Source organism: Sphingomonas sp. P2_B6 (assembly GCF_056404755.1).
This window is the reverse complement of sequence record NZ_JBFUDK010000010.1, coordinates 53,040-77,681: the sequence shown is the minus strand read 5'-3', so window position 1 is coordinate 77,681 and position 24,642 is coordinate 53,040. Positions and strand designations below refer to the sequence as shown.

General features: G+C 67.5%; 17 protein-coding genes. 9 read left to right on the top strand and 8 right to left on the bottom strand.

Translation table 11 applies throughout. The features are described from left to right. Positions 1 to 34: 34 nt before the first annotated feature. A complete protein-coding gene (locus AC1DX5_RS15165) occupies positions 35 to 487 on the top strand; it encodes a MarR family winged helix-turn-helix transcriptional regulator (protein ID WP_478016244.1) in 453 nt (150 codons plus the stop codon). A 58-nt stretch (positions 488 to 545) separates the two neighbouring features. Here AC1DX5_RS15165 and AC1DX5_RS15160 read toward each other — a convergent pair whose 3' ends face one another. Continuing rightward, positions 546 to 1,091: a hypothetical protein gene (locus tag AC1DX5_RS15160; RefSeq protein WP_478016243.1), complete on the bottom strand. Its 546-nt coding sequence runs from the start codon at positions 1,089 to 1,091 to the stop codon at positions 546 to 548. A gap of 76 nt (positions 1,092 to 1,167) precedes the next feature. After that, positions 1,168 to 1,938 (bottom strand): P-loop nucleotide/nucleoside kinase family protein, encoded by a 771-nt coding sequence (locus AC1DX5_RS15155; RefSeq protein ID WP_478016242.1) that lies wholly within the window; start codon positions 1,936 to 1,938, stop codon positions 1,168 to 1,170. Positions 1,939 to 2,076: 138 nt separating this feature from the next. On the opposite strand from AC1DX5_RS15155, the gene AC1DX5_RS15150 reads away from it, so the two are divergent. After that, positions 2,077 to 3,969, top strand: coding sequence for a TonB-dependent siderophore receptor (locus tag AC1DX5_RS15150; protein ID WP_478016241.1), 1,893 nt, complete (start codon positions 2,077 to 2,079; stop codon positions 3,967 to 3,969). A 180-nt stretch (positions 3,970 to 4,149) separates the two neighbouring features. Here the strand turns inward: AC1DX5_RS15150 and AC1DX5_RS15145 are convergent, their stop codons facing one another. Then, positions 4,150 to 4,455, bottom strand: a complete 306-nt coding sequence (locus AC1DX5_RS15145; protein ID WP_465174425.1) for a hypothetical protein — start codon at positions 4,453 to 4,455, stop codon at positions 4,150 to 4,152. Between the two features lie 163 nt (positions 4,456 to 4,618). On the opposite strand from AC1DX5_RS15145, the gene AC1DX5_RS15140 reads away from it, so the two are divergent. Continuing rightward, positions 4,619 to 5,191 (top strand): phage tail protein, encoded by a 573-nt coding sequence (locus AC1DX5_RS15140; RefSeq protein ID WP_478016240.1) that lies wholly within the window; start codon positions 4,619 to 4,621, stop codon positions 5,189 to 5,191. Between the two features lie 99 nt (positions 5,192 to 5,290). On the opposite strand, the gene AC1DX5_RS15135 is transcribed toward AC1DX5_RS15140, so the two are convergent. Beyond that, positions 5,291 to 9,004, bottom strand: coding sequence for an autotransporter domain-containing protein (locus AC1DX5_RS15135; RefSeq protein ID WP_478016239.1), 3,714 nt, complete (start codon positions 9,002 to 9,004; stop codon positions 5,291 to 5,293). 162 nt (positions 9,005 to 9,166) lie between these two features. Between AC1DX5_RS15135 and AC1DX5_RS15130 the strand changes: the two genes are divergently transcribed. Together AC1DX5_RS15130 and AC1DX5_RS15125 are read left to right on the top strand one after the other, a co-directional pair. Beyond that, positions 9,167 to 9,805: a LuxR C-terminal-related transcriptional regulator gene (locus AC1DX5_RS15130; protein ID WP_478016238.1), complete on the top strand. Its 639-nt coding sequence runs from the start codon at positions 9,167 to 9,169 to the stop codon at positions 9,803 to 9,805. A 111-nt stretch (positions 9,806 to 9,916) separates the two neighbouring features. Beyond that, a complete protein-coding gene (locus AC1DX5_RS15125; RefSeq protein ID WP_478016237.1) occupies positions 9,917 to 10,804 on the top strand; it encodes an AraC family transcriptional regulator in 888 nt (295 codons plus the stop codon). A 260-nt stretch (positions 10,805 to 11,064) separates the two neighbouring features. Here AC1DX5_RS15125 and AC1DX5_RS15120 read toward each other — a convergent pair whose 3' ends face one another. Further along, complete coding sequence (locus tag AC1DX5_RS15120) at positions 11,065 to 11,718, bottom strand: hypothetical protein (protein ID WP_478016236.1); 654 nt, start codon at positions 11,716 to 11,718, stop codon at positions 11,065 to 11,067. Between the two features lie 289 nt (positions 11,719 to 12,007). Between AC1DX5_RS15120 and AC1DX5_RS15115 the strand changes: the two genes are divergently transcribed. Further along, positions 12,008 to 12,922, top strand: a complete 915-nt coding sequence (locus AC1DX5_RS15115; protein WP_478016235.1) for a hypothetical protein — start codon at positions 12,008 to 12,010, stop codon at positions 12,920 to 12,922. Positions 12,923 to 12,929: 7 nt separating this feature from the next. Here AC1DX5_RS15115 and AC1DX5_RS15110 read toward each other — a convergent pair whose 3' ends face one another. Beyond that, positions 12,930 to 13,997: an MBL fold metallo-hydrolase gene (locus AC1DX5_RS15110; protein WP_478016234.1), complete on the bottom strand. Its 1,068-nt coding sequence runs from the start codon at positions 13,995 to 13,997 to the stop codon at positions 12,930 to 12,932. A gap of 725 nt (positions 13,998 to 14,722) precedes the next feature. Between AC1DX5_RS15110 and mutS the strand changes: the two genes are divergently transcribed. Then, entirely contained in the window at positions 14,723 to 17,302 is a 2,580-nt protein-coding gene (mutS, locus tag AC1DX5_RS15105) for a DNA mismatch repair protein MutS (RefSeq protein WP_478016306.1), read from the top strand. A 127-nt stretch (positions 17,303 to 17,429) separates the two neighbouring features. On the opposite strand, the gene AC1DX5_RS15100 is transcribed toward mutS, so the two are convergent. After that, on the bottom strand, positions 17,430 to 18,185 hold the full coding sequence (locus AC1DX5_RS15100; RefSeq protein WP_478016233.1) for a DoxX family membrane protein: 756 nt from the start codon (positions 18,183 to 18,185) through the stop codon (positions 17,430 to 17,432). Between the two features lie 143 nt (positions 18,186 to 18,328). Here AC1DX5_RS15100 and AC1DX5_RS15095 point away from each other — a divergent pair, with 143 nt between their 5' ends. Further along, the gene (locus AC1DX5_RS15095; protein ID WP_478016232.1) at positions 18,329 to 21,076 is read left to right on the top strand and encodes a [protein-PII] uridylyltransferase; all 2,748 of its coding nucleotides are present in this window, start codon (positions 18,329 to 18,331) and stop codon (positions 21,074 to 21,076) included. Between the two features lie 20 nt (positions 21,077 to 21,096). Then, on the top strand, positions 21,097 to 21,477 hold the full coding sequence (locus AC1DX5_RS15090; RefSeq protein WP_478016231.1) for a VOC family protein: 381 nt from the start codon (positions 21,097 to 21,099) through the stop codon (positions 21,475 to 21,477). 201 nt (positions 21,478 to 21,678) lie between these two features. On the opposite strand, the gene AC1DX5_RS15085 is transcribed toward AC1DX5_RS15090, so the two are convergent. Continuing rightward, complete coding sequence (locus tag AC1DX5_RS15085; RefSeq protein WP_478016230.1) at positions 21,679 to 24,426, bottom strand: TonB-dependent receptor; 2,748 nt, start codon at positions 24,424 to 24,426, stop codon at positions 21,679 to 21,681. Between the last annotated feature and the right edge of the window lie 216 nt (positions 24,427 to 24,642).

The following is a 24,642-nucleotide window of genomic DNA, read 5'->3' as shown; positions in this document are numbered from 1 at the left end:
GCACCGGCGACATCCGCGCCGCCAAGGATCCGCCATGAACGTCGCCATCCCGCCCGACCTGAAACTGTCGGACTTTCTCTGCTTCTCGATCTACTCGGCCAACCTCGCCTTCGGCCGGGCGTACAAGCCGCTGCTCGAACAATTCGGCATCACCTATACCCAATATATCGTGATCGTCGCGCTCGCGGAGGAAGACAATCAGACCGTGGGTGGCCTGGGCGAAAAGCTGTTCCTCGAATCCAACACCCTCACCCCGATCCTGAAAAAGCTCGAGGCGATGGGGTTCCTCAGCCGCACCCGGGCCGCTGCGGACGAGCGCCAGGTGCTGATCAGCCTTACCGATGCCGGCCGCGACCTGCACCGCCGCAGCCTGTGCGTGAACCTCGCCGAGGCGACCGGCCTGACCGCGGAGGAATTCCCCGTCCTGCAACGGGCGATCGGCAAGCTGCGCGACAATCTGCTGAAATCGACCCGGAACCAGACCTGAGTCCAGCCGGACCGGCCTTCCTCCTTCCGTTCGTTTCGATCGACGTGGTGATCGGTCCCTAAAGCCGCTTGGCCGCCGGGGTGAAGGAGCCAATCGCCATCACCGTCAACTGCTGCACACAGCCCCCCTGCACCGCGATCCGCACCGCACCGATATCCACCGACACCGGCGGCGCCTCCGCCAGCCCCACCTTGAGCCGCACCGCCTGAGCGGGCGTCAAACTCACCTTGGTCGCAAGTCCCGTCAGCAGCAACGGGATCGCCCGCTCGACATCCGCCGGGTCGCCGCACTTCTTGCCCACGCCCGAGGTCAGCGCGACCTGCCGGATCCAGCCATCGGGCAAGCGATAGAGCTTCGCATCGCCTCCATCCCCGCTGGTCGCGATGATCGTCCCGCCCGCGGGATCGGGCACGATCTCGTCCTTGCTCGGCTTGGCCCAGGGCGCGCCCAGCCCGGCGATCGTCGCCCGCACGCCCGGCACCGTCTGGTCGAAGCTCGGCTTGGCCGGCGCCGCGGCGGGCGCCTGCGCCTCCTCCGCCGACCCGCAGGCCGCAAGCATCGACAGGACGCCAAGGCCGCCAATGGCGCGCAAGCTGTGGATCAAAGGTGCCTCCCCGTTCGCATCACCCCCGCGGATAGCACGCGCGCTCGGCCAAAGACGAGCCGCGATCGACCGGCGTTCAAACGACAGGGACCATGTCCCTTATCCACGCCGCGATGACGCCCGCGCTCGTTTTCGCATCGCGATGCGTGGTGTCCACCGCCAGGCGATAATCCGCACCGTCATCGAACAACGCGCGACCAAGCACCATCCGCTCGATGACCGTCGGGTCGCGCAATTTCTTGCTGACTCGTCGAGCCGGCTCGGCAACACGCCGCGCGCGCTCGTCCGGCAAGCATTCCAGCGTTATCGAGATCAGGGGAACGCCCCGCGCCTGTGCGAGATCGCGCACGGCGATCCAATGCTCCTCGGCGAAACCGCTCGGTCCACCGCTCGCATTGACGCTGGTAAGGATGAGCGGCGTGCGGGGAGGCAAAGCCCGGGCGTAGTGGAATGCTATGTCCCGCAGCGCTCGAGCGGCTTCATAATAAGCGGGGCCGGGATAGTCCGTGAGCGCGATGGCGATGTTCAGCAACGAATGATTGTCGAGCAACCGCGCGCCGAGAAGTTCGGCCAGTTCGAGGCCGACTGTCAACTTGCCGACGCCCGGCCATCCGTTGAGATTGATGATCACACTTCGATCTGACGCCTTAACCCGACATCTACAAGAGCGACCGATCTGACGCGCCTCGCCTCCGTCCAGCCAAAGGCTGGAGTCCATGATGGTTCGCGCGGAGGCGCGGAGGCGCAGAGAGTTTGAGGTGCGATTGTCGCGTGTTGCCTGCGCCGCAACCGGACCATCTCCGCGCCTCCGCGCCTCCGCGCGAACATCTTCCTGCCGCACCCACACGCGGGACGTTCGACCCCGCTCGCGTGTCGTTGGTGGGAACCGCATTGGCGCGCGGCCCCGACCGTCCTAGCGTCATAGAACAACATAACGCGCAAGCGGGGGATGCGGATGGTCCGGACAACAACAGCGTTAGTCGTAATGGCCGCCTGTTGCGTCGCCCTCCCCGCCGCCGCCCAGGACCGCAGCAGCGACAACGCCGTCACCCAGGCCGAGGATGCGTTCGGCTATAGCGTCGGGCGGGAATCGATCGGCATCTATACCGCCAACAGCGCGCGCGGCTTCTCGCCCACGTCCGCCGGCAACGTCCGCATCGACGGCCTGTATTTCGACCCGCAATTCACCCTGACCAGCATCGTCTCCGAATCCTCGAGCATCAAGGTCGGCCTGTCCGCGCAGGGCTATCCCTTCGCCGCGCCCAGCGGCATCGTCGATTATACGCTGCGCCGCCCCTCGGCCAAATCCTCCGCGTCGATCGTGCTCAACGGCGATTCCTATGGCAGCTTCGGGCTGGAGATCGACGGCTCGCTCCCCGTCACCGGCAATCTCTCGCTCGGCTATGGCCTGACCGTCAATCATGTCGAATTCCCTGACGGCACCGATAACTGGAACCACGCGCAAGGCCTGCTCGCCCGCTGGACCCCGGCGCCGGGCGTCGAGATCCTGCCCTTCTGGACGCTCTCCAACGATTATAACGATGAGGCCGGCCCCTTCTACATCTCCGCCGGCGCGTACCTCCCGCCCCAGCCGCCCGCGCGCCGGTTCGACGGCCCGGGCTGGGCCGATTTCCGCTACAGCGCGACCAATCACGGCGTGCTCGCCTCGGTTGTCCCGGCCAAGGACTGGGTGATCCGTATCGGCGCGTTCCGCTCGGTGTTCGACCAGGCGACCAGCTTCACCAACCTGCTGATCGACGTGCAGCCGGACGGCACCGCCAGCCGCCTGATCATCGCCGATCCCCGTGCGAAGAACGTCTCGCTCAGCGGCGAGGCCCGCGTCACCCACAGCATCGCCGACGGCCCGCGCCTTCACGTCCTCCATCTCAGCATGCGCCAGCGCGACGCGCGGCGGATGTTCGGCGGATCGGACGAGGTCGATCTCGGCCCTACCCGCATCGGCACGCCGGTCACCGCGCCGCGCCCCGCTTTCGTGTTCGGCCCGCAATCGCACGACCGGGTGCGCCAGGCGACGTACGGCGCCGCCTATGACGGCCGCTGGAAGGATGTGGGCGAGCTGAGCTTCGGCGTCTCCCGCGCCGATTATACCAAGACCACCAGCCTGCCCGGCCTCCCCGGCGTGACGGCGCGCTCGCATCCCTGGCTCTACAACGGCACGGTGGCGATCACCGCAATCAAGCGGCTGACCTTCTATGCCGGATATGCCCGCGGGCTGGAGGAAAGCGGCCTCGCCCCGCCCAACGCCGCCAACCGCAACCAGCCGCTGCCGACCATATTGACCGAGCAGAAAGATGCCGGCGTGCGCTGGCTCGTCACCGGCAACATCAAGGCGGTGGCAGGCGTGTTCGACCTGCGCCGCCCCTATTTCAGCTTCGACACGGCGAACACTTATACCCAGACCGGCACGACGCGCAGCCAGGGCGCGGAATTCTCGGTCTCGGGCAACCTCACGCCGCGGCTCGGCATGGTCGCCGGCGGCTTCGTCCTGCGCCCGCGCATCACGCGCGACGCGAATGCGGTCGGCACCATCGGCAAGCGCCCGGTCGGGCTGCCCGACCACCTGTTCAACCTCAACCTCAACTGGCGCACGCCGATGCTCGAGGGCCTGTCGCTCGACGCCGCCCTGTTCCACCGCGGCACCGTCGCCGCGCGGATCGACAACCTGGTGATCATCCCCTCCCGCGCGCAGCTCAACCTGGGCGGGCGGTACCAGTTCAAACTGGCGGGCAAATCAGCGACCTTCCGGCTGCAGGCGGGCAATATCTTCGACCAGCAGGGGTTCGGCACGAACGGGCCGGGAGTCTATGCGGCGAACAGCGGGCGGTATCTGACGGGGTATCTGGCGGTGGATGTTTGAGCGCGCGGTCAGACGTGGCTTCGCCAGGTTCGATACATCGGGAAATGACGCTTCGAAGAAAGTTTCGCCGCGACCAGCCGGACGTAGCGGAGCAAGGCTGGCGCGCGACTCCCGCCAATTGAACCGGCAAAGCCGACACCCAGACCGGCGGGCCCCGCTCCTCCCGCCGATCCGCGAGCATTAGCGGCAGATACGCACCCGGTACCCGTACCGCCATTCGGTCCAGCACCGCGGCCCATACCAGCCATAGCCGCCGCGCCAGCGATAAGGCCGGTGCCGATAGCGTGGCCCGTACCAGCCGCCGCGATAGCCGCGATAGTCCCGGCCCTGCCAGCCACGGTCCCAGCCGCGGCCATCATCGCCGCGATAGCCGCGATCGTTCCAGCCGCCGCGATGGCCGTCCCATCGCTGCGCGTCGGCGCTTGTGCTGAGGGTGAGTGAAGCAACCGCCAGGCCGGTTGCGGCAAAGATGTGCGAGATCTTCATCGTCTGGTCCCTTCCTGCCCGCTGAGTCGGGCAGGCAGAAGCTATGCCGGCGATCGCGTCGGGACGCTGAACGCGGCAGTCATCCGGGGTACAGCTACCGCCGGCCGGTTGACGCTGCCCCCGCCCCGCCCGATGCTCGGGCTTTGCAGCGAAAGGCCGTGCCATGACCGACCATTCCCTGAACGCGCCCTTTCCCGGCCGGGCGGGCATCGGCGGCCTGCCCGTCGGCGCCGTCTCGGCCTATGCCGGCGCGATCGATCCGGACCGGGGCGCCGCGCTGCTCGAGGCCTCGGGCTGGATGATCTGCGACGGCCGCGCGCTGACGGCGGCGCAGTATCCCCAGCTCTTCGCCGTGCTCGGCACGCTCTATGGCGGCGGCGACGGCACCTTCAAGATCCCCGATTATCGCGGCGCCTTTCTGCGCGGCACCGATCTGGGCAGCGGCAACGATCCCGACGCCGCCATCCGCCGCGCGCCGGCGGGGGGCAGCGGCACCGGCGCCGGATCGACTCAGGACAGCGCGCTGCAGGATCATGGGCACAGCTATCAGGCGGTCGATGCCCAGTCGGGCGGAGAGCCCGGCGCGGCCCCCGGCGGCCCAACCCTGCAGGCGGCCGAGACGACCGGCCGCCCGGTCCCGGCCATGGACTCGGATCATCCGGTCCGCACCAGCCGGTACGAGACGCGCCCGGCCAATATCGCGGTCAATTACATCATCAGAGTCGCGAGCCTGTAACCCCGCCAGCGTGTCGGCGGCGGAGTCGCCGTGCCCGGACACGCTTGTGGGCCGCCTCTCGCGAGGCGACCCACAATCAACCATCTCTTCCGCTGAAGATCAGAAGCGGAAGCGCAGGCCGGCGCGGCCGCCATAGCCCTCGTAATCGCCGCCATTCGCATAGCGACCCTCGAAGAATCCGCTGACCGCCCCCTGCTGCGAGCCGATGTTGAGGCCCACCAGGCCCTCGACATAATCGCGCAGCTTGCGATCGCCGAACGCCACCGTCTGCGTGCCGCTGGTGAAGGCAACCTGGTCCTGGCCCTTGAACTCATGGACATAGTTGCCGCCACCATACAGCGTCACCTTGGAGGCGCCGACGTCGGTCGTATAGCCCAGTCGCGCGCCGCCCTTGCCGCGCACGCCGTCCTGATCGTTAAAGGCGAAGCTGCCCGAGGACGCACTGAAGTCATCGAAATCGGAGTGGGTGTAGGAAACGCTCGCCGCCGGCTCGAGCCACAGCGTGCTGCCGACACGGAAACCCGCCTCGGCCTTGCCGCCATAGACCGACCCCTTGACCTTCTGCTTGTACCGACCCGAGATGCTGAGATTGTCACCCCAGTAATAGTCGTATTTGCCGAGCGCGTTGATGAAGAACATCCCCGAGCTGTAGCTGGCATAGACGCCGCCGTTGATCGCATCGAAATTGATCCGGTCGGCGGAGTTCGCGAAGCTCAGGTCCGAGTTGATGTAGCCGCCGGTCACGCCGAAGGCGAATTCGCCATTGCCGGCAGGCGCACCCAGATCGAGGCCGATCTGGCCACCGAAATAGTCCTGCTTGTAGCGCATCGACACCGGTGTGTTCAGGCCGTTGTACGCAAAGGTGCGGTCGCCGCCGCGCTCTTCGACCTGGCCGATCGCCTGCATCCAGAAGCGACCACCGGCGGCACCGGGGCCGTTGGCCGCGATGGTGTCGCGCAGTTCGCGCATATGGCCCGACCAGCTGTCGCCCGACTGCAGCCACAGGTTGCGCGCGCCCTGGGCGAACAAGGCGGTGCGGTAGACGCCCGCACCCGGCGCGGCGACCAGGCTGTAGGCGAAGGTCGTCGGATTATAGACGATGCCATACTGGATCAGCCCCTGGTCGACATTCGCACTGTTGAGCGTGAAGGCCGCTGCCGAGGAAGCCGCGCCGGCCTGTGCCACCACGGTGCCGGCGCTGGTGCTGAGCACGGCAGGCGTAGTGTTGAGCGGCGTGATCGACACGACCGTCGATCCCGTCGCCGCGCCACCGATCCGCAGCTGATCGCCGGTAAAGGTCGAGGAGCCGAGATTGACGTCGAGGCCGAGCTGCGCCGCGCCGCTGCCCGTATAGGTGCCCGGCAGGGCCAGCACGTCGCCGACATGGCCGTTGCGCAGGTCGACGAGGCCGCTGTTGTTGAACGTCTCCAGGCCGGTCAGCGTGACCGTGCCCGCAGTCGTCGACTGGCCCAGCACGCGCAAGGTACCGCTATTGTTGAACACGTCGGCGCCCGCGCCGAAGTCGCTGTTGCTGTTGGCGTTGAAGATACCCGTGTTGTTAACCGTATCGCCATTGGCGGTCAGCAGGACGCGGCCGTTGATCGTGCCGCTATTGTTGACCGTCGCCGCGCCGCCGGTGATCGCGAGCGCGTAATTGCCGCCGTTGATCGTGCCGGCGTTGGTCACCGTGGTGCCCGTGCCCGAGAGGATCGTGGCACCATTGTTGGCGCCCGAGAGCGTGCCCGAGGTCAGCGCGAGATTGGCGGTGGTCGCCGCGGCGATGTTCGCGCCGTCGAGGCTGGCCGAGCTGTTGGTGCCGCTGAGCGAGACCCCGACCGGACCGGCCGTGCTGTTCGCGACGATGCCCGTCGCGGTTGCGCCCGTGGTGGTGACGCCGGTCGCCGACACGGTGACCGCGCCGCCGCCATTGGCACCGATGCCGCGGCTGTTGGCGCCGCTCGTCGCGACCTGGCCGCCGGTGATGGCGATCGTGCCTGGCGTGACGATGGTTATACCGTCCGAATTGGCGCCCGTCGTGGTGATCGTGCCGCCGTTGACGAAGGTCACCGGGCCGGTGCCGGTGATGGCGACCGCCGTGCCGGTGCCCGTGGTCGCCGCGCCGGCGACCGTGGCGTTGATCGCGCCGGCACCACCGGTGATGCGCAGCGCGTTGGCGCCATTGGCCGTCTGTTTGCCGCCGGTGAAGGTCACCGGGCCGGCGGTGTTGACGACCGTGCCGGTTGCGCCGGCCTGAGTCGAAGTGACCGCGCCGGTGGTGAGCGTGACGGCACTGGTGCCGGCATTGACCGTCAGGCCGTTGCCGGTGGTCGACACGGTACCGACGGTCAGGCTGACCGGGGCCGTGGAGGTGATGATCGCACCCTGCGCGCCCGTGCCCGTCGTGGTGACGTTGCCGAGATTGCCGGTCACGCCCGCGCCGGTGACGACCGCCGCGGTGACGCCCGCGCCGTTGGTCCGCAAGGTCGAGCCGTTACCGCGCAGGCTGATCGCGCCGGTCGAGGCGAGATCCAGCGCGCTGGCGCTGTTGACGCCGGCAGCGATGCCCGATGTCGTGATATTACCATAGCCCGCGTCGATCGCGCCGGTGCCGGCGCGGCTGAAGAGGCCCGTTGCGCCGTCGCCAATGGTGGTGATCGCTCCGACATTGGTGGTGACCGTGCCGGCGCCGACGGTGTTGGCGGTAACGCCATAGGATCCGATGCCCGAGGTCGTCGCCGACGTCGTGGTGACGGCCACGTTGCCGCCGTTCGAGGTCGCGAACACGCCGTTGCTGTTGTTGCCGGTGGTGGCAAGCGCGCCGCAATTGATCGTCACCGATCCGGTGCCGCCTGCCTGAGCCGAGATGGCGCTCGCATTGTCGCCGGTCGTGGCGACGCTGGGGCAGCCACCGACATCGACCGAGCCGGTCGGGCTGAACGCGCTGGCGATGATACCGGCGCCATTGACCGTGCTGACCGCGCCGGTGCGGACCGTCACATTGCCCGTGGCGGCCTGCGCCGCGATGCCATAGCCGCCCGGCGTGGTGCCGCCATTGGTCGAGGTGGTGACGTTGCCGGTCGTGACCGACACCGTCCCGCCATTGGCCAGGATGCCGCGATCGCCCGCCACGACATTGCCGACGACGATGGTGTTCGAGCCGTTGGTGGTCGATCCGGTACGGATCCCGCGGCCGGTCGTGGTGACGTTGCCCGCGTTGATCGCGATGTCGCCGGTCTGGGCGCCGGCGTCGATCCCGGTGCTGTTCGCGCCGGTGGTGACGATGTTGCCGGTCTTCAGCGTCAGGTCGCCGCCCGCCATCGACAGGACGCCGAACGAGGTGGTGCCGGCGGTCGAGATGTCGCCGACGGTAACGGTCGCAGCCTGGCCTGGGGTGGTGAGCAACACGCCATGGGCGGCAACGCCGCCGGTGGTGTTGATCGTGACCGGCGCGGTGGCGCCGGCGGGGGTGAAGCTGAGCGCGCCGCCGGTCGAGGTCAGGTTGACTGCGGTGACGCCCGTCGTCGAGATCGGACCGGTCGCGGTATAGCTGGTCGTCGCGGGGCCGGTCGTGTCGATGGTGGTGAGCCCGGCGCCCGGAATCGTGACGTTGCCGGCGGTCGTGGTGGCGGTCAGCACGGTGGTGGTGCCGTCGACGCACGTGATCGTGGTGCCCGTGGGCGCACAGGTCGTCGCCTGCGCTGCGGCGCTGTTGGGAACGAGGAACATCGCCGCGGCGGTTGAAACACTGCCGAGCAGGGCAAGGCGGCGTTTGGTAGTCGGGATGGCAGACGCCATCACATGCGAAACGAACATTAAAACCGGTCTCCTGGAACAGGTCCCCCCGGATAAATTCGCGCTTAGCCGCAACCTTCTCGCGGTGATACGCGTAGGACTACTAGGCCAAGTGAATGATTTGTCGGCCGAAATAGCCAACGATAATGGCCACTAAAGGGAGAGCTCGTCATTTCAGCCATTGTGCAACGGACCGTCGCGACGTCCATCGAGACCCTTCCAGCGTCCCTGATCCAAGCCGCCTTTACTCAGTCCTCGGTCGGTGTCGCGCTGTGCGATGCGGACTTCGCCGTGCATGTCCGCAACCCGGCGATCGAGCGGCTGATCGCCCCTGCCTCAGCCAATGAAACGGGGGTCCTGCATGGGCTGACGCTGATCGCGCTGCTCGGCGTCGAGGAGCTTCCGGTACAGTCGGAGATCGTCTCGCGCCGCGGCTGGCGCGGCATTGGACGACTGGCGGCATGCGGCCGTGAGATCCATGTGACCGTCGAGGCCTTTCACGGCGAGAACCGGGCGTTGAGCTGGCTGATCACGGCGCGCGAGCACGTCGCCCAGCCCGTGCTCGTCGCCCTGACCGATCGCGAGCTGATCGCCCAGTCCGGGAAATTGACCGCGCGCGAACGCGAAGTGATGCTCGCGCTGCACGAAGGCGCGGGAAACAAGGCGATCGCGCTGCGCCTCGGCATCAGCCCCCGTACCGTCGAGTTTCACCGCGCGCGCATCCTGCAACGCTTCTCCGCCACGTCGATCGTCGATCTGGTGCGCAAGGTGACCAGCGACGTGCAGGCGTCCCTGGGACTGGCGCTCCCGTCTCACCAGTGAGAAAGGGGCGGTCCACCGCGTACCGCGCCGGTCGTCGTCCCAAACCGCAAGATCGGTCGAGCGCGTGATGGCCCTTCGCGCCTAGCTGAGGCCGCCACGGAGGAATGGACGATGAAGGCGGCGCTCGAGACCTATTATGCCCGGATGCAGCGGGTGCTGGACCATATCGACCGGCATCTCGACGATGATCTGGACCTGGAGACGGTAAGCCGCGTCGCGGCCTTTTCGAAATTCCATTTCCACCGGCAGTTCGGGGCGACCTTCGGGCTGTCCGTGCATCGCTATGTCCAGCTTGCCCGGCTGAAGCGCGCCTCGCACCGGCTCGCCGATCGGGGCAATGCCCAGAGCGTCACGGATATCGCGATGGACGCGGGCTATGACGCGCCCGATGCCTTTGCCCGCGCCTTCCGGCGCCGGTTCGGGCAGTCGCCATCGTCGTTCCGCAAGGCGCCGGACTGGCAGCCGTGGCTCGCGGCCTTCGGGCCCTTCGAGAACGCAAGGAGCAAGCTCATGGAAAAGACCTTTACCAACGACGACGTGACGATCCGCGACGAGCCGCCGATCCCGGTGGCGATCCTGGAGCATCGCGGCGACCGGGCCATGCTCGGCGACACGATCGAGCGGTTCATCGCCTGGCGCAAGGCCGCCGGCCTGTCGCCCGCGACCAGCCCGACCTTCAACATCTTCCGGTCGGAACGCACACCGGCGAACCCGGCCGAGTACAGCATGGACATCTGCGTCGGGACCGACCAGCCGATCGCCGCCGATGACGCGACGATGAAGGCAGGTTTAATCCCCGGCGGGCGCTGCGCGGTGCTGCGCGTCAACGGCGCGAGCCACAATCTGGAGGCACCCGCGCTCTACCTCTATCGCGACTGGCTCCCGGCCAGCGGCGAGGAAACCCGCGACTTCCCGCTCTATTGCCGGCGATACCTGTCCATGTCACCGGACGCGCCGGGGCCTGACGTGGTCGCGGAATTGTTCCTGCCGCTGAAATAGGGCGGACGGGCGGCGCGACCTCGAGAGCGGCCGTGCCGCCGCCAACCCATCGCCCTGGAGTCTGATGACGTTACCTTCACCCGTTCGTGCCGAGTGAGACCGAGTAGCGCCGCAGGCGCGTATCGAGGGCTCGTATCGAGGCACTGTTCCGGGCGACACGTCTCTCGATACGCCATCTCGATACGCTCCTGCGGAGCTACTCGATGGCTACTCGAGACGAACGGCGAAGGGTGGCTCGATCGACCTGAAGTCATCTCACCCTAGCCGCGGACCTTGCAATAACGATCAACCTCCGCCCGCGTCCATTGTTCCTGCGCGGCAAACGGGCACCGTTCGGGGGACCGCGCCTCCACCACAGGAACGACGGCAACCTTGAAAGCGACGTCGGCCGTCGAACAACTCATGCGCAGCGTGTTGCGCTTCGGCACCGCCGACCTGCCGGTCGCAACCCCGGTCCCCACCTCCAGCTTCAGCGCACCGTCGCGCGCGAAATCGAGCGTGAAGGTGACCGGCTTGTCATAGGGGACGAGCCCGAGCGGAACCTGTTTGCCATCGACCGAGAGGGAGACGAGGAAGGTCTCCGGGTTCTCCGGATACCAGGTGGCGACCACGCCGTTGCACGCGCACCCGGCGGCGGCGAGATCGCGGTCGGTGAACACGACCTTCGCCGTTGGATGCCACCGGCTGAGCCCATTGGCCCTGTGGATCACCATCTCGCCGCTGAACTGAGTCGTCGCCTCGGACACCTCGATCTCGTGGTTCGCGAAGCTGCCCTCCGGCGCGCGGCATTGCCACGACTGCGCATCCGCCACCGAGCAGAAACTGGAGAATAGCAGGCACAACGCGATCGACGCGCCGGTGCGGCCGAGCCGCCGGCGTGCGCGACCCGTGGCGAAGGCAACAAACACGCTCATTCCGCCTTCTCCCGATGTGTAAGGCCGCGATACCGGTCAGGCGTAAAACTCTGGTGAAGGTCTTGCTCGCGGGCAGGGACGGCGACCGGTTATTTCGGTGACAGTTTACTTAATTCCAAACCGCCATCTCGCCTCCGCGACGTGGACCGCAAGCGACTCCAGCCGCCTGCCCCGCAATATGGCGCGCAATAAACGCCACCGGTTCGACGCTTCTCCGTCGCGCGCCGATTGCGGGCCGCCCGCCCCAGGCGCATGGTCTATGATGCCGAACATGGGGGGAGACCCGCCAATGAACATGCGCGCAACCACGCTTCTGCTGTCGGCGCTGCTGCTGACTCAGACGGGGTGCGACCAGCGTTCCGCCAGCACGAACACGGTCGCCGTCGTCGAGAACGAAGTCGTCGCCGCAGGCACGCTGCATCCGTGCCGCGTCACCGGCACCCGGCTCACCGAGGAGGATTGCGCCGACGCGCAATATTGGCTCGACCGGTCGCGCCGCGGCAACGCCTCGTTCAAGGCGCCGTCGAAGATGCGCCAGGGCGAAACCACCTTCGTGACGCTTGCGCTCGGCACGGCGCCGGCCCAGCCTCCTGCACCGACGCCCACCCCGACCCCCGCCCCGAGCCCCACACTCGCGACAGGGAACGAGACGGTCGCCGAGGACGGCACGCCGGAAGGCAATGAGACCGCGGCGCTGCGCCCCCTGCCCGGCGACCGCACGCCGCACGAGATGGCCGACGAGGCCGGCGGCACCGGCACCACGGTCGATTACCACCCGTTCGTCGGCCAGAAGATGAAGGCGACGCTCGAAGGCGCCGGCTTTGAGGTGAAGCCGCTCTCGCCCGAGATCCAGACCGTGTCGGAGGATTCGAACGCGCTCTGGCGCTGGTCGGTCACCGCGCGGTCCCGCGGCGACCTCTCGCTCGTCCTGCGCACCACCGTCGTGATGATCGACAGCCAGGGCAATGCGCAGGAACTGCGACCCACGGTCGAGCCGCAACCGATCCATGTCTCGATCGGCGCGGCGACCTTGTGGGGCTGGCTCACCGGCTTTCCCGACTGGCTGAAGGCGCTCACTGCCGTCCTGGTGGCGGCGGCTGCGCTGGTCGCGGCATGGAAGGGGCTGCGGGCGTCGGTGCTGGGCAACAAGGCGCCGCCCCCGACCCCCTCGAAGGACGAGCCACCGACGCCACCGGCTCCATAAACAGCGATCATCCCGGAGCGCGCGCCGCCCCGAACACGAAGCGCGACCCGACATAGGGCCGCACGACCTTTTGCGGCATCAGCCGCAGCGCTTCGGCGATGAACACTTCGCCGGTGCAGTGCATCGGGATGATATAGGTCGGGTCGATCCGCGCGAATTCGGCGACCGTGCGCCGCGCCTCGTCCTCGGTGCGCGGACGGACCAGATGGAAACCGCCGATCACCGCATGCACCTTGTCGATGCCCGACACCGCCTGCGCGCGCCGCACCGAGTTGATCACACCGCGGTGGCTGCACGAGGCGATCACCACCAGCCCCAGGCCCTTCACCGCATAACAGGTCGCCAGCTCATGCTCGCCGTCATCGGCCGGCTCGACGAGATCGCGCTTGGCCGGCGAGAGCAGCGCGCGATCGCATCCCACGCCCGGCCGCATCCGGGTCGGGATCGCCGCCCGCTCGAAACTCTCCAGCGGAATCACGCCCGTCGTGAAGGCCTGATCCGCGATGATCGCCGGCCTGGGGTTCACCCTGACGGCAAAGCCGGCCCTGGCAAGCGCCCCGCGATCGAGCGCGCCCATCACCGGCGGCGGATCGCCGATCAGCGCGACCCGCTCGCAGAATGTCTCTTCCTCGCCGACCGTCAGCGGCACTGGCCGGGCCGGCGCCTTCCCGCCGAACAGGCCGGGAAAGCCGCCATAATGATCGAGATGTCCATGGCTCAGCACCGCCGCGTCGATCGAGTCCGGATCGATGCCCAGCAGTGCCAGATTGTTGGCCAGCACCTCGCGCGAATAGCCGAAATCGATCATCACCCGGCGTACCTGCCCCGCCAGCCGCGATTCCCCGACGATCGACAGGCCGAACTCGCCCAGCAAGGCGTGCGGCAGCATGCGCGGCGCATGCGCCGGCCCGCCGCCGGTGCGCAGCACCTTCATGCCCGGCAAGTCCAGATTTTCGAGGAACGGCCCGAAGGTGGCGTTGTCAGTCACGACCTGCACGCTCAGGCTGTCGACCTCGGGCACGGCGAGCAGCGGCGGAGCGGCAGTTGACCGCGTGGCCGCGGCGAGCAACCCCACCGCTCCCGCCCCAAGCACCGCACGCCGTGTCAAGACAAGCCTCTGCGAATCCGCCATTCCGTGCCTCCTGTCGAGCGGAAGCTATCACGACATCGGTACACGCACCTAAGCACATCTTGCGCCGAAGCAGCGCCCCTGGACGCGCCTGCCTCTATTCTTTTTTTGCTTCCCCGGCGCAGGCCGGGGCCCAGTTGGAAAGGTCTCTGAAACGGCGCTGGTCGCGCAGCTCCCGGTCGATTCAACCATAGCCCCATCTCTGTTGAAATCTCCCGCCACGTGCCGGCCTGCGCCGATCTCGACGATATCCGCCAACACTATTCATTTTCGACCCGAAGAAGAGCCTGATGAAAAAACGATACCCCTCGCGTAATTCGTCGAATAAATCTAAAATACGGGTGAAGCATGCAACCGCGCGGCGGGCGGCCTTTCGTTCCTATTCGCGGATCTGTGATGTCGCACGTTCCACTAATTCGCGTACAGTCACCAAGAAACACCCGATTCTTCCCCCTTCGCAGGTACCTCGCGAAATTCGACGAATACTCGAGCCTTTTCCGCAAACCGGGACCGTCTCCAACACCTGTTCCACCCGGTTACTGCACGCCCGCATGCCCCTCCAACACCGCCACTGCGCATTCCCCGGCGGCGCGCTCACAGGCCCCATGACGACGCCGGAAAATCCCGCTACCCAGCCCGGGATGCACGCCCCTTCCCCCGCCCCGACTCCGATGATGGCGCAATATCTCGCGTTGAAGGCCGAGGCCGCGGATTGCCTGCTCTTCTACCGCATGGGCGATTTCTTCGAGATGTTCTTCGAGGATGCGAAGATCGCCGCCGCCGTGCTCGACATCGCGCTCACCGCGCGCGGCGAGCATGACGGCGCGCCGATTCCGATGTGCGGCGTGCCGATCCATGCGGCGGAGGGGTATCTCGCCCGGCTGATCAAGGCCGGCCACCGCGTCGCCATTGCCGAGCAGACCGAGAGCCCGGCCGAGGCCAAGGCGCGCATGGGCTCCAAGGCGCTCGTCTCCCGCGCGATCATCCGCGTGGTCACGGCGGGCACGCTCACCGAAGAGGCGCTGCTCGACGCCCGCACCGCCAACTGGTGCGTCGCCATTGGCGAAGTGGCAGGCGGCGTCGCCCTCGCCGCTGCCGATGTCTCCACCGGGCGGTTCGAGCTGATCGAGACCGACGCCGCGGGCCTCGGCGCCGAACTCGCCCGCCTCGCCCCGGCCGAGACGATCGCCTCCGAAACCAGCGCCTTTGCCGAAGCCGCGACCACGCTGCGCCCCCGCAGCGAGTTCGACAGCGCGACCGGCGAAGCGCGGCTCAAGGCGTTGTTCGGCGTCGCCACGCTCGACGGTTTCGGCCAGTTCAGCCGCGCAGGGCTCGCCGCGGCGGGCGGGCTCGTCGCCTATCTCGATCACACCGCGAAGGGCGCCTTGCCGTTCCTCCGCCCGCCGCGCCTGCTCCAGGCGGCGCAGCAGATGGCGATCGACGGCGCCACGCGCGAAAGCCTGGAGCTGACCGCGACCGCTTCCGGCCAGCGCAAGGGCAGCCTGCTCGACGCCATCGACCGCACCGTMACCGGCGCCGGTGCCCGCGCCCTCGCCGCCGATATCGGCGCGCCGCTGGTCGATCGCGCCCGCATCGAGGCGCGGCTCGATCTCGTCCAGCTGCTCCACGACGATAGCGGCCTGCGCGAGGCGCTGCGCTCCACCTTGCGCAGCCTGCCCGATGTGGGCCGCGCGCTCGGCCGCCTCGCCGCCGGCCGCGGTTCCCCACGCGATCTTGGCCAGCTCCGCGACGGCCTGGACGGCGCGTGGAAGCTCGGCGAACGGCTCGACCGCATCGATCAGCCCCCCACCCTGCTCGCCGAGCTTGCCCCGCAGCTGCGCGGCCATGGCGGCCTGATCGACCTGCTCGCCCGCGCGCTCGTCCCATCGCCGCCGATCGACGCCGCGGCCGGCGGCTATATCGCCGAGGGCTATGACGCAGCGCTCGACGATCTGCGCGACGCCGGCGCCGGCGGCCGGCGCGCCATCGCCGCGCTGGAGGCAGAATTCCGCGCCCAGACCGGTGTGTCGGTGCTCAAGATCCGCCACAATGGCGTGCTCGGCTATCATATCGAAGTGCCCGCCCGCGCCGCCGATCCGCTGATGAAGGCGGAGAGCGGCTTCACCCACCGCCAGACGCTCGCCGGCGTGGTCCGCTTCAACGCCCCCGCGCTGCACGACGTGGCGATGAAGGTGACTCAGGCCGGTGCCCATGCCCTCGCCGCCGAGGCGTCGCATCTCGAGGACCTCACCGCCGCCGCCCTCGACCGCCGCGAGCCGATCGCCGCGACCGCCGACGCGCTCGCCCGTCTCGACGTCGCCGCCKGCCTCGCCGAGCGCGCGGCGGAGGGCGGCTGGGTCCGTCCCGCCCTGGTCGAGCATAGCTGTTTCGAGATCGAGGGCGGCCGCCACCCCGTGGTCGAGAACGCGCTCGCGGCACGGGGCGAGCGCTTCGTCGCCAATGACTGCAAGCTCTCCGAGGATTCGCGCCTCTGGCTCGTCACCGGCCCCAACATGGGCGGCAAATCGACCTTCCTGCGCCAGAACGCACTGATCGCCGTGCTCGCCCAGGCCGGTGCCTATGTGCCCGCCACGGCGGCGACGCTCGGCCTGGTCGACCGCCTGTTCAGCCGCGTCGGCGCCTCCGACAATCTCGCGCGCGGCCGCTCGACCTTCATGGTCGAGATGGTCGAGACCGCCGCGATCCTCGCCCAGGCAACGCCGAAAAGCTTCGTCATCCTCGACGAGGTCGGCCGCGGCACCAGCACCTATGACGGCCTCGCCATCGCCTGGGCGGTGGTCGAGGCGATCCATGAGGACAATCGCTGCCGCTGCCTGTTCGCGACCCACTATCACGAACTGACTCGCCTCGCGGAACGCTGCGAGGCGCTGACCCTCCACCATGTCCGCGCCCGCGAATGGAAGGGCGAGCTGGTGCTGCTCCACGAAGTCAGCGAAGGCCCCGCCGACCGCAGCTACGGCCTCGCGGTCGCGCGGCTCGCGGGCCTGCCCCCGGTCACCATCGCGAGGGCCAGGGCAGTCCTCGCCAAGCTGGAGGCCGGACGCGCCAAGACCGGCGGGCTGGCGGCGGGGCTCGACGACCTTCCCCTGTTCGCCGCGATGGCGGCCGAGGTGGAGGAGGAAACCGACGCATTGAAGGCCGAGGTCGAGGCGATCGACGTCGATGCGCTGACACCGAGAGAGGCGCTGGAGGTGCTGTACCGGCTCAAGGCGCTGGCGAGAGAGTCGTGAGTGGAGCGGGCCCCTTATCCCCCTCCCGCTTGCGGGAGGGGCTAGGGGAGGGCCTGTCCTCACGCGACCCGGCGCGGCTCCAGCAGGCCCTCCCCCGACCCCTCCCGCCAGCGGGAGGGGAGAAGAACTACTGTCGCCCCACCAACCGCACCACCGAGGCCGCGCCCCCAATGGACAGCGCCACGAACAACATCGTCCACTCCATCCGGCTCCCGGGATCGCCGACAACCCGCGGCAGATGCAGCAGGACCGCAAACCCCCAGCACATCACGGCCAGCAACCCGGCCGCCAGCCGCACCCGCACGCCCGCCAGAATCGCCACCCCGGCCGCAAAATGACACGCGCCCGTGACATAAGCCCAGAACAGATGCCCCGGGATCCAGCCCGGCACCATCGCGGCGGTGAAGTCGGCATAGACGAAATGCGCCGTCCCGAACTCGATCGCGCACAGCCCGAACAGCACGCGCATCACCGGCACGCTCCTTTCCGGCAAACGCCCGGGCGCCCGAACCGCGAGCAGCAGCGCCGCGCCCAGTGCGATCGCACCCTGCTCGGCAAGGCCGAGCAGCGGCGCGACGCCGGGCGCGCCGATCACCAGCGGCAGATGCAGCCCGATCGCGAACAGCCCGAACCACAAGGCCAGCACCGCCGCTCCGAATACGCTGGTCCGCCGCGCAATGACCGCCACCCCGCCAAGCAGCAGCACCGCCCCGCTCAGCAGTGCCAGCGCCTCGCGGGCCGGCCAGCCCATCGGCACCGGCTGCCACTGGAACGCGAAGTCCCGCGAGATCAGCCCCAGCACGCCCAGCCCCACCGCGCCCAGGCCGATTGCCAGCCCGTCCGTATCGATCAGCGACCGAAGCCGCGATGGCGTTGCGTCCATGTCGTCCCTCCCCAGGCGGCGCCCCGCGCCTGCCCGGGTGAATGCTGTGCCAAAGAGGGTCCGGACGCAATTCCGCTGCCCGCCAACGTCCGGGGGAACAGCGCGAACGTGACGCCACTCACCGAAGCCCCTATCTCCCGATCATGACCGGCCGCTTCGACTCCCTCCCCCATCGCCGCGCGATCATCGATCGCCGCACCCTGGCCGATGCGCTCGCCGCGCTCGAAGGCGAGGACAAGCTCGCGCTTCGCCGCGCCGCGACCGATATCCTCAAGACCGCGCTCGACGCCGGCCGTGCCGAGATCGGCCGCCGCCTGATCGAGCACCCGTCGCGTGGGCTGGAGGCAGCCGCCGCCCAGGCCTTCCTGACCGACCAGATCCTGCGGCTGCTCTACGATTTCACCACCACCCGCCTCTACCGGCTGAGCAACCCGACCGTCGCCGAGCGCCTGACCCTGATCGCGGTCGGCGGCTATGGCCGCGGCGAGATGGCGCCCTATTCCGACATCGATATCGGCTTCCTTACGCCCTGGAAGCAGACCGGCTGGGCGGAACAGGTCATCGAGACCATGCTCTATGCGCTCTGGGACCTCGGCCTGAAGGTTGGCCATAGCAGCCGTTCGCTCGACGAGATGGTGCGCCAGGCCAAGGGCGACGTGACGATCCGCACTGCCCTGCTCGAGGCGCGCTACGTCTGGGGCGATCAGCTACTGTACGACGAGGCGGCGGCCAAGTTCCACGCCGAGGTCCAGGCCGGCACCGCCCGCCAGTTCATCGCCGACAAGCTCGCCGAGCGCGACGTGCGCCACAAGAAGATGGGCGACACGCGCTACGTCGTCGAACCCAATGTGAAGGAAGCCAAGGGCGGCCTGCGCGATCTGCACACGCTCTTCTGGATCGGCAAATATGCCTATAATGTCAGCGAGCCGGCGCAGCTCGTCGACGCCGATCTGCTCAGCCCCGCCGAATACCGGCTGTTCCACCGCGCCGGTAATTTCCTCTGGGCGGTGCGCTGCCACCTGCACAGCATCTCCGGGCGCGCCGAGGACCGGCTGACCTTCGACCTGCAGCGCGAGATCGCCGAACGGATGCGCTTCGCCGACCGCCCGGGCAAGTCGAGCGTCGAGCGCTTCATGCAATATTATTTCCTGCAGGCGAAGACGGTCGGCGACCTGACCGGCGTCTTCCTCGCGCATCTCGACGAGAAGTTCGCGGCGCGCGGCCGCCGCTTCGGCCTGCCCACGCTGCGCCGGGCGCCGGGCAAGCTCAACGGCTTCACCGTGGATCGCGGCCGGCTCGCCTTGCCTTCGGACGACTTCCTGCGGAAAAAACCGGTGCGCCTGATCGAGATGTTCGCGCTGGCCGACCGGCACCACATGGAAATCCATCCGCTCGCCATGCGCGCCGCCGCGCGCGACGCGAAGCTGGCCGACGATATCCGCCGCGATCCTGAGGCCAATGCGCTGTTCCTCGAAGTGCTGACGTCACCGCGCGATCCGGAGACGGTGCTGCGCTGGATGAACGAGGCCGGCGTGTTCGGCCGCTTCGTGCCCGATTTCGGCAAGGTCGTCGCGCAGATGCAGTTCGACATGTATCACCATTATACCGTCGACGAGCACACCATCCGCGCCATCGGACTGCTGGCGAAGATCGAGCGCGGCGAGCTCAGCGAGGATCATCCGCTCTCCTCGGCGATCATGAAGCAGATCGTCTCGCGCCGCGTCCTCTATGTCGCGGTGCTGCTGCACGATATCGCCAAGGGCCGCGGCGGCGATCACTCGCTGCTCGGTGCCGATGTCGCGCATCGCCTGGGCCCGCGCTTCGGCCTCAACCCGGCCGAGACCGAGACGGTCGCCTGGCTGGTCCGCTGGCACCTGCTGATGTCGGCGACCGCGTTCAAGCGCGACCTGTCGGACTTCAAGACCATTCTCGATTTCTGCGACATCGTGCAGAGCCCGGAACGGCTGCGCCTCCTGCTCGCGCTGACCGTGGTCGACATCCGCGCGGTCGGGCCGGGCGTGTGGAATGGCTGGAAACGCCAGCTCCTGTCCGACCTCTACGAATCGGCCGAGGAAGTGCTCCGCCTCGGGCACAAGCAGAAGGGCCGCAGCGAACGGGTCGCCGCCAAACAGGAGACACTTCAGGCGGCGCTCGGCTGGGACGACACCCGCTTCGCCGCGCTGGTGAAACGCCTGCCCGAACCCTATTGGGTCGCCGAGCCCGAGGATGTGCTGGTCCGCAACGCCCGGATCATCGAGGAAGCCGGCTCGGCCCAGCTGTTTATCGCAGCCCAGGTCTATCCCGAACGCGGCGCGACGCTCGTCACCGTCTATGCCGCCGACCATCCCGGCCTGTTCTACCGCATCGCCGGGGCAATCAGCGTGGCGGGCGGCAACATCATCGATGCGCGCATCCACACCACGCGCGACGGCATGGCGCTCGACAATTTCCTCGTCCAGGATCCCGTCGGCCGCCCGTTCGACGATTCAGCGCAGCTCAACCGGCTGAAGGGTGCGATCGAGGATGCACTGGCCAACCGTTCGAGGCTCGCCGACCGGCTGATGGCCAAGCCCCTGCCCCGCACCCGTGCCGAGGCATTCGACATTGCCCCCAACGTCCTGATCGACAACCGCGCCTCGAACCGCTTCACCGTGATCGAGGTCAATGCGCGCGACCGGCCCGCGCTGCTGCATCAGCTGGCGCATGCGCTGTTCCAGTCCAAGGTGACGATTCACTCGGCGCATGTCGCCACCTATGGCGAGCGCGCGGTGGACACCTTCTATCTGACCGACCTGATCGGCGACAAGATCGCCGGCGGGACGCGCCTCAAGGCCATCGAGAAACGCCTGCTCGACGCGGCGGCGGGCACGCCAGCGAGGGAAGCCGCCTGATCTGACATGGGAGAAACGACATGCCGGTACTGGGAATTGGAGGATTGTTTTTCCGCGCGAAGGATCCGGACGCCCTGTCCGCCTGGTACCGCGAGCATCTGAACGTCGGGGCGGGCTGCATGGCCACCGCCGAAGGCACGCCGGACGAATGGTCGTGGACGACGCAAGGCGGCCCGGTCGTCTTCGCCCCCTTCAAGGAAAACACCGATTATTTCGCCGAAGACAAGCAGTGGATGATCAACCTGCGCGTCAGCGATCTCGATTCGCTGCTCGACCAGCTCAACGCCGCCGGCATCGACATCATCACCAAGCCCGAATGGAACGACCCCTCGGTCGGCCAGTTCGCCCGCATCCACGACCCGGAAGGCAATGCGATCGAGCTGTGGGAGCCGCCGGCTTGATTCAAACGACGTACGCTGCCGGGTAGAGCAACCTTCGCTGGGTACGATCCACCCCTCACCGTTCGTGCTGAGCTTGTCGAAGCACTGCTCTTTCTCTTGGACGGCAAAAGGAAGAACAGCCCTTCGACAAGCTCAGGGCGAACGGGGGGGAGGCAGCCCCCGACAAAGGCTGCGGTGGCGCCGAAACGCCACCGCTCTCGATCAGAAACGCTTGCGCAAGGTCACGCCGTACGTACGCGGCTCAGCCAGGAAGGCGGAGAAGATCTGGTTCCCCGTCGCAAAGGCCGGCGCGCCGAACTTCTGCACCTGGGACTGCGATCCGGCACCCTGGAACGGCGCGTTGAACGCGACCTGCTCGTACTTGGTGTCGAGCAGGTTCTGCGCCCAGAATTCCAGGCTCCAGTTCTGGTCGGCCCCACGAATGCCGACCCGCGCGTTCATCAGGAAGAAGCTGTCCTGTGCCTTCTCGACGAACAGGTCGGACCCGGTGTTGTAGTCCGAGCTGAGGCGGCCATCGACATAGAACAGCGCGGACATGCCGCTGGTCCCGATCTCCGGCGTCCAGCTGGTCGACATGGTCACCACGTTGCGCGGCGCGTTCGACATCTGCTGCCCGGGCAGCAGCGCGAGGAACGGATCGAGCGCCTCACCCGATTTGCTGCCGACCAGATTGTTACGGTATTTGGTGGCGGCCAGGGTATAGCCCAGGTTCACCGCGAAGTTCCGCGCCGGGTACAGCCCCGCCTCGATCTCCACGCCCTGCGACAGTACGCCGTACTTCACGCCCGCGGTGCAGGTGCCGGTCGTGGCGCTGTTGTCGCCATCGGCGCCGTTCAGGCTGGTTTTGCACGATCCGATATTCTGGACGATGTAGTTGGTGCCGTTGAAGGTGTTGAGCTGGAAGTTGCTGAACTCCTGACGGAAACCGGCGACGTTCAGCGTGAACTTGCGCGAGCTGTACTTCAGGCCGACCTCGTAGGAATTGACTGTCTCCGGGTCGAAGCGCAGCAGCGCCGCATTCGGGGTCGCCGTGGTCGAGGCGAGATAGGCCGGGCCGAGGTCCGAACGGTCGAGATTATAGCCACCCGCCTTGTAGCCGCGCGAATAGCTCGCATAGACCATCAGCCCGTCGACCGGCTTGTACGAGACGACGCCGGTGCCGGTGAACTCGCCTTCGCTCAGGCTGTCGCTGATCGTCTTGCCGTTGAGCCCGATCGTCGAGTTGCCGGTGCAGCCGAGCGTGATGATGCCCGCGGCCGTCGACGCCAGCGCCGGATTGGTCAGCAACCCGCCGAGACCACCCTGCGCGGTGCCAGCCTGAAGCGCTGGGCAGATCGTGTTGTTGTTCTGGAAGCTGGCGTTGAAGTCCTTCTTCTCATGCGTGTAGCGCGCGCCGATAGTGATGCTCAGCCGGTCGGTGACCTTGAAGATGTTGTGGGTGAAGGCCGCGAAATTCTCACTGCGCTGATTGTAGACATCGCGGATCGACCCGAGGTCGTTGAGCGTGCTCAGCCGGTTCAGGTTGCCGATGACGAGCGGCGCCGCGGCGCCGAGCGCGCCGTTCAGCGTCGCGATGCCGGTCGCGCTCAGGCAGCCCGGCGCGTTCGGATTGCGCAGCACCGCCGCCGGGCTGACGCCCGAGACGACGCGGCAGGCAGCGAACATGCCGTATTGCGTACCGAACTTCAGGTTGTCGACGACCTGCAGGTCCTCACGGCTGTAATAACCGCCGATCAGCCAGTCGAGCTTGTCGCCGAACGCCGAACCGTTCAGCCGCAATTCCTGGCTGAAGGTATGGAACTGGCGGTAATTATTGCCGTCCGCAGGACGGTAGCCGATGTCGAGGCTGCCATAATCGATGTCGGACGCGCCGCCCGCCTTGTATTCGCGATAGGCGGTGATCGAGGTCAGCGAGGCGCCGCCGAAATTCCAGTCGATCTGGGCCGAGCCGCCATAATCCTTGGTCACGTTGCTATAGGCGCGGCCCGCGGTGTTCGCGATGCGGCGGTTGTACGGATCGTTCGCGCTCGGGAAGACGGCGCCCATGCTCGTCATGATGTCGACGATGCGGTTGGTTGCCGACACGGCATAGTCGCCGGGCACGCCAGGGGTCGGGTCGGTCTTCTCGCGCAGATCGACATAGACCGCGCCGCAGCATTTCTCGTTGCGATAGGTGTAATCGCCGATCAGGCGGATCGAGAAGTCCGAGCTTGGCTGGAACAGCAGCTGGCCGCGCACGAAATAGCGGTTGCGGTCATTATAGTCGGTCTTGTTGACCGTGTCGTAATAGAAGCCGTCGCGCTTGCCATAGACGCCGTCGATGCGGAAGGCGAGCGTGTCGGTGATCGGGCCGGTCACGGCACCGGCGACGCGGATATTGTTGTAATTGCCGTAGCTTGCCTCGCCATAGCCGCCGAATTCGAACGCCGGCGCCTTGGTGATGACGTTGATCAGGCCTGCGCTGGCGTTGCGGCCGAACAGGGTACCCTGCGGCCCGCGCAGCACTTCGATCCGGTCGACCTCGCCAATGTCATTGAGGCCCGATCCGGTGCGGCTGCGATAGACCCCGTCGATGAACACCGCGACCGAGCTCTCCAGGCCGGGATTGTCGCCGACCGTACCGATGCCGCGAACGCGCGCCGAAGCGTTGGCTTCGCTGCCGGTGGAGGAGACGAGCAGCGACGGCGCGAGCTGCGCCAGCGCGCGGATGTCGGTCGCGCCCGAATTCTGCAGGGCCTGCTGGCTCACCGCCGAGACGGCGATCGGCACGTCGGCCAGGCGCTCGGCACGGCGCGTCGCGGTGACGATGATGTCGGCGCTGCTCTCATCGGCGGTATCCTGCGCGGCGGCAGGCGTCTCGGACTGGGGAGTGGCCGGCACGTCCTGCGCAAAAGCGGGTACGGTGAACGCGATGGCGGCGACAGACAGCAGGTACGCGGATTTACGCATTGCGACATTCTCTCCAGATTTTGTTTTTTGAGTATTGGGTATCCTCATCCGATAGCCCGAAAGGCGTATTCGTCCAAAGCGAGATCGATACGACCTCGATTTTTGAATATCGGTGATGCAGGGACGCCACAAAGGGCCCGGGTCGGTCCTGTTGACCGACGGGCTTACGCTACGGAATGCTGGAGATGGGCAGGGTCGCCCGAAAAGTTCCGCGGC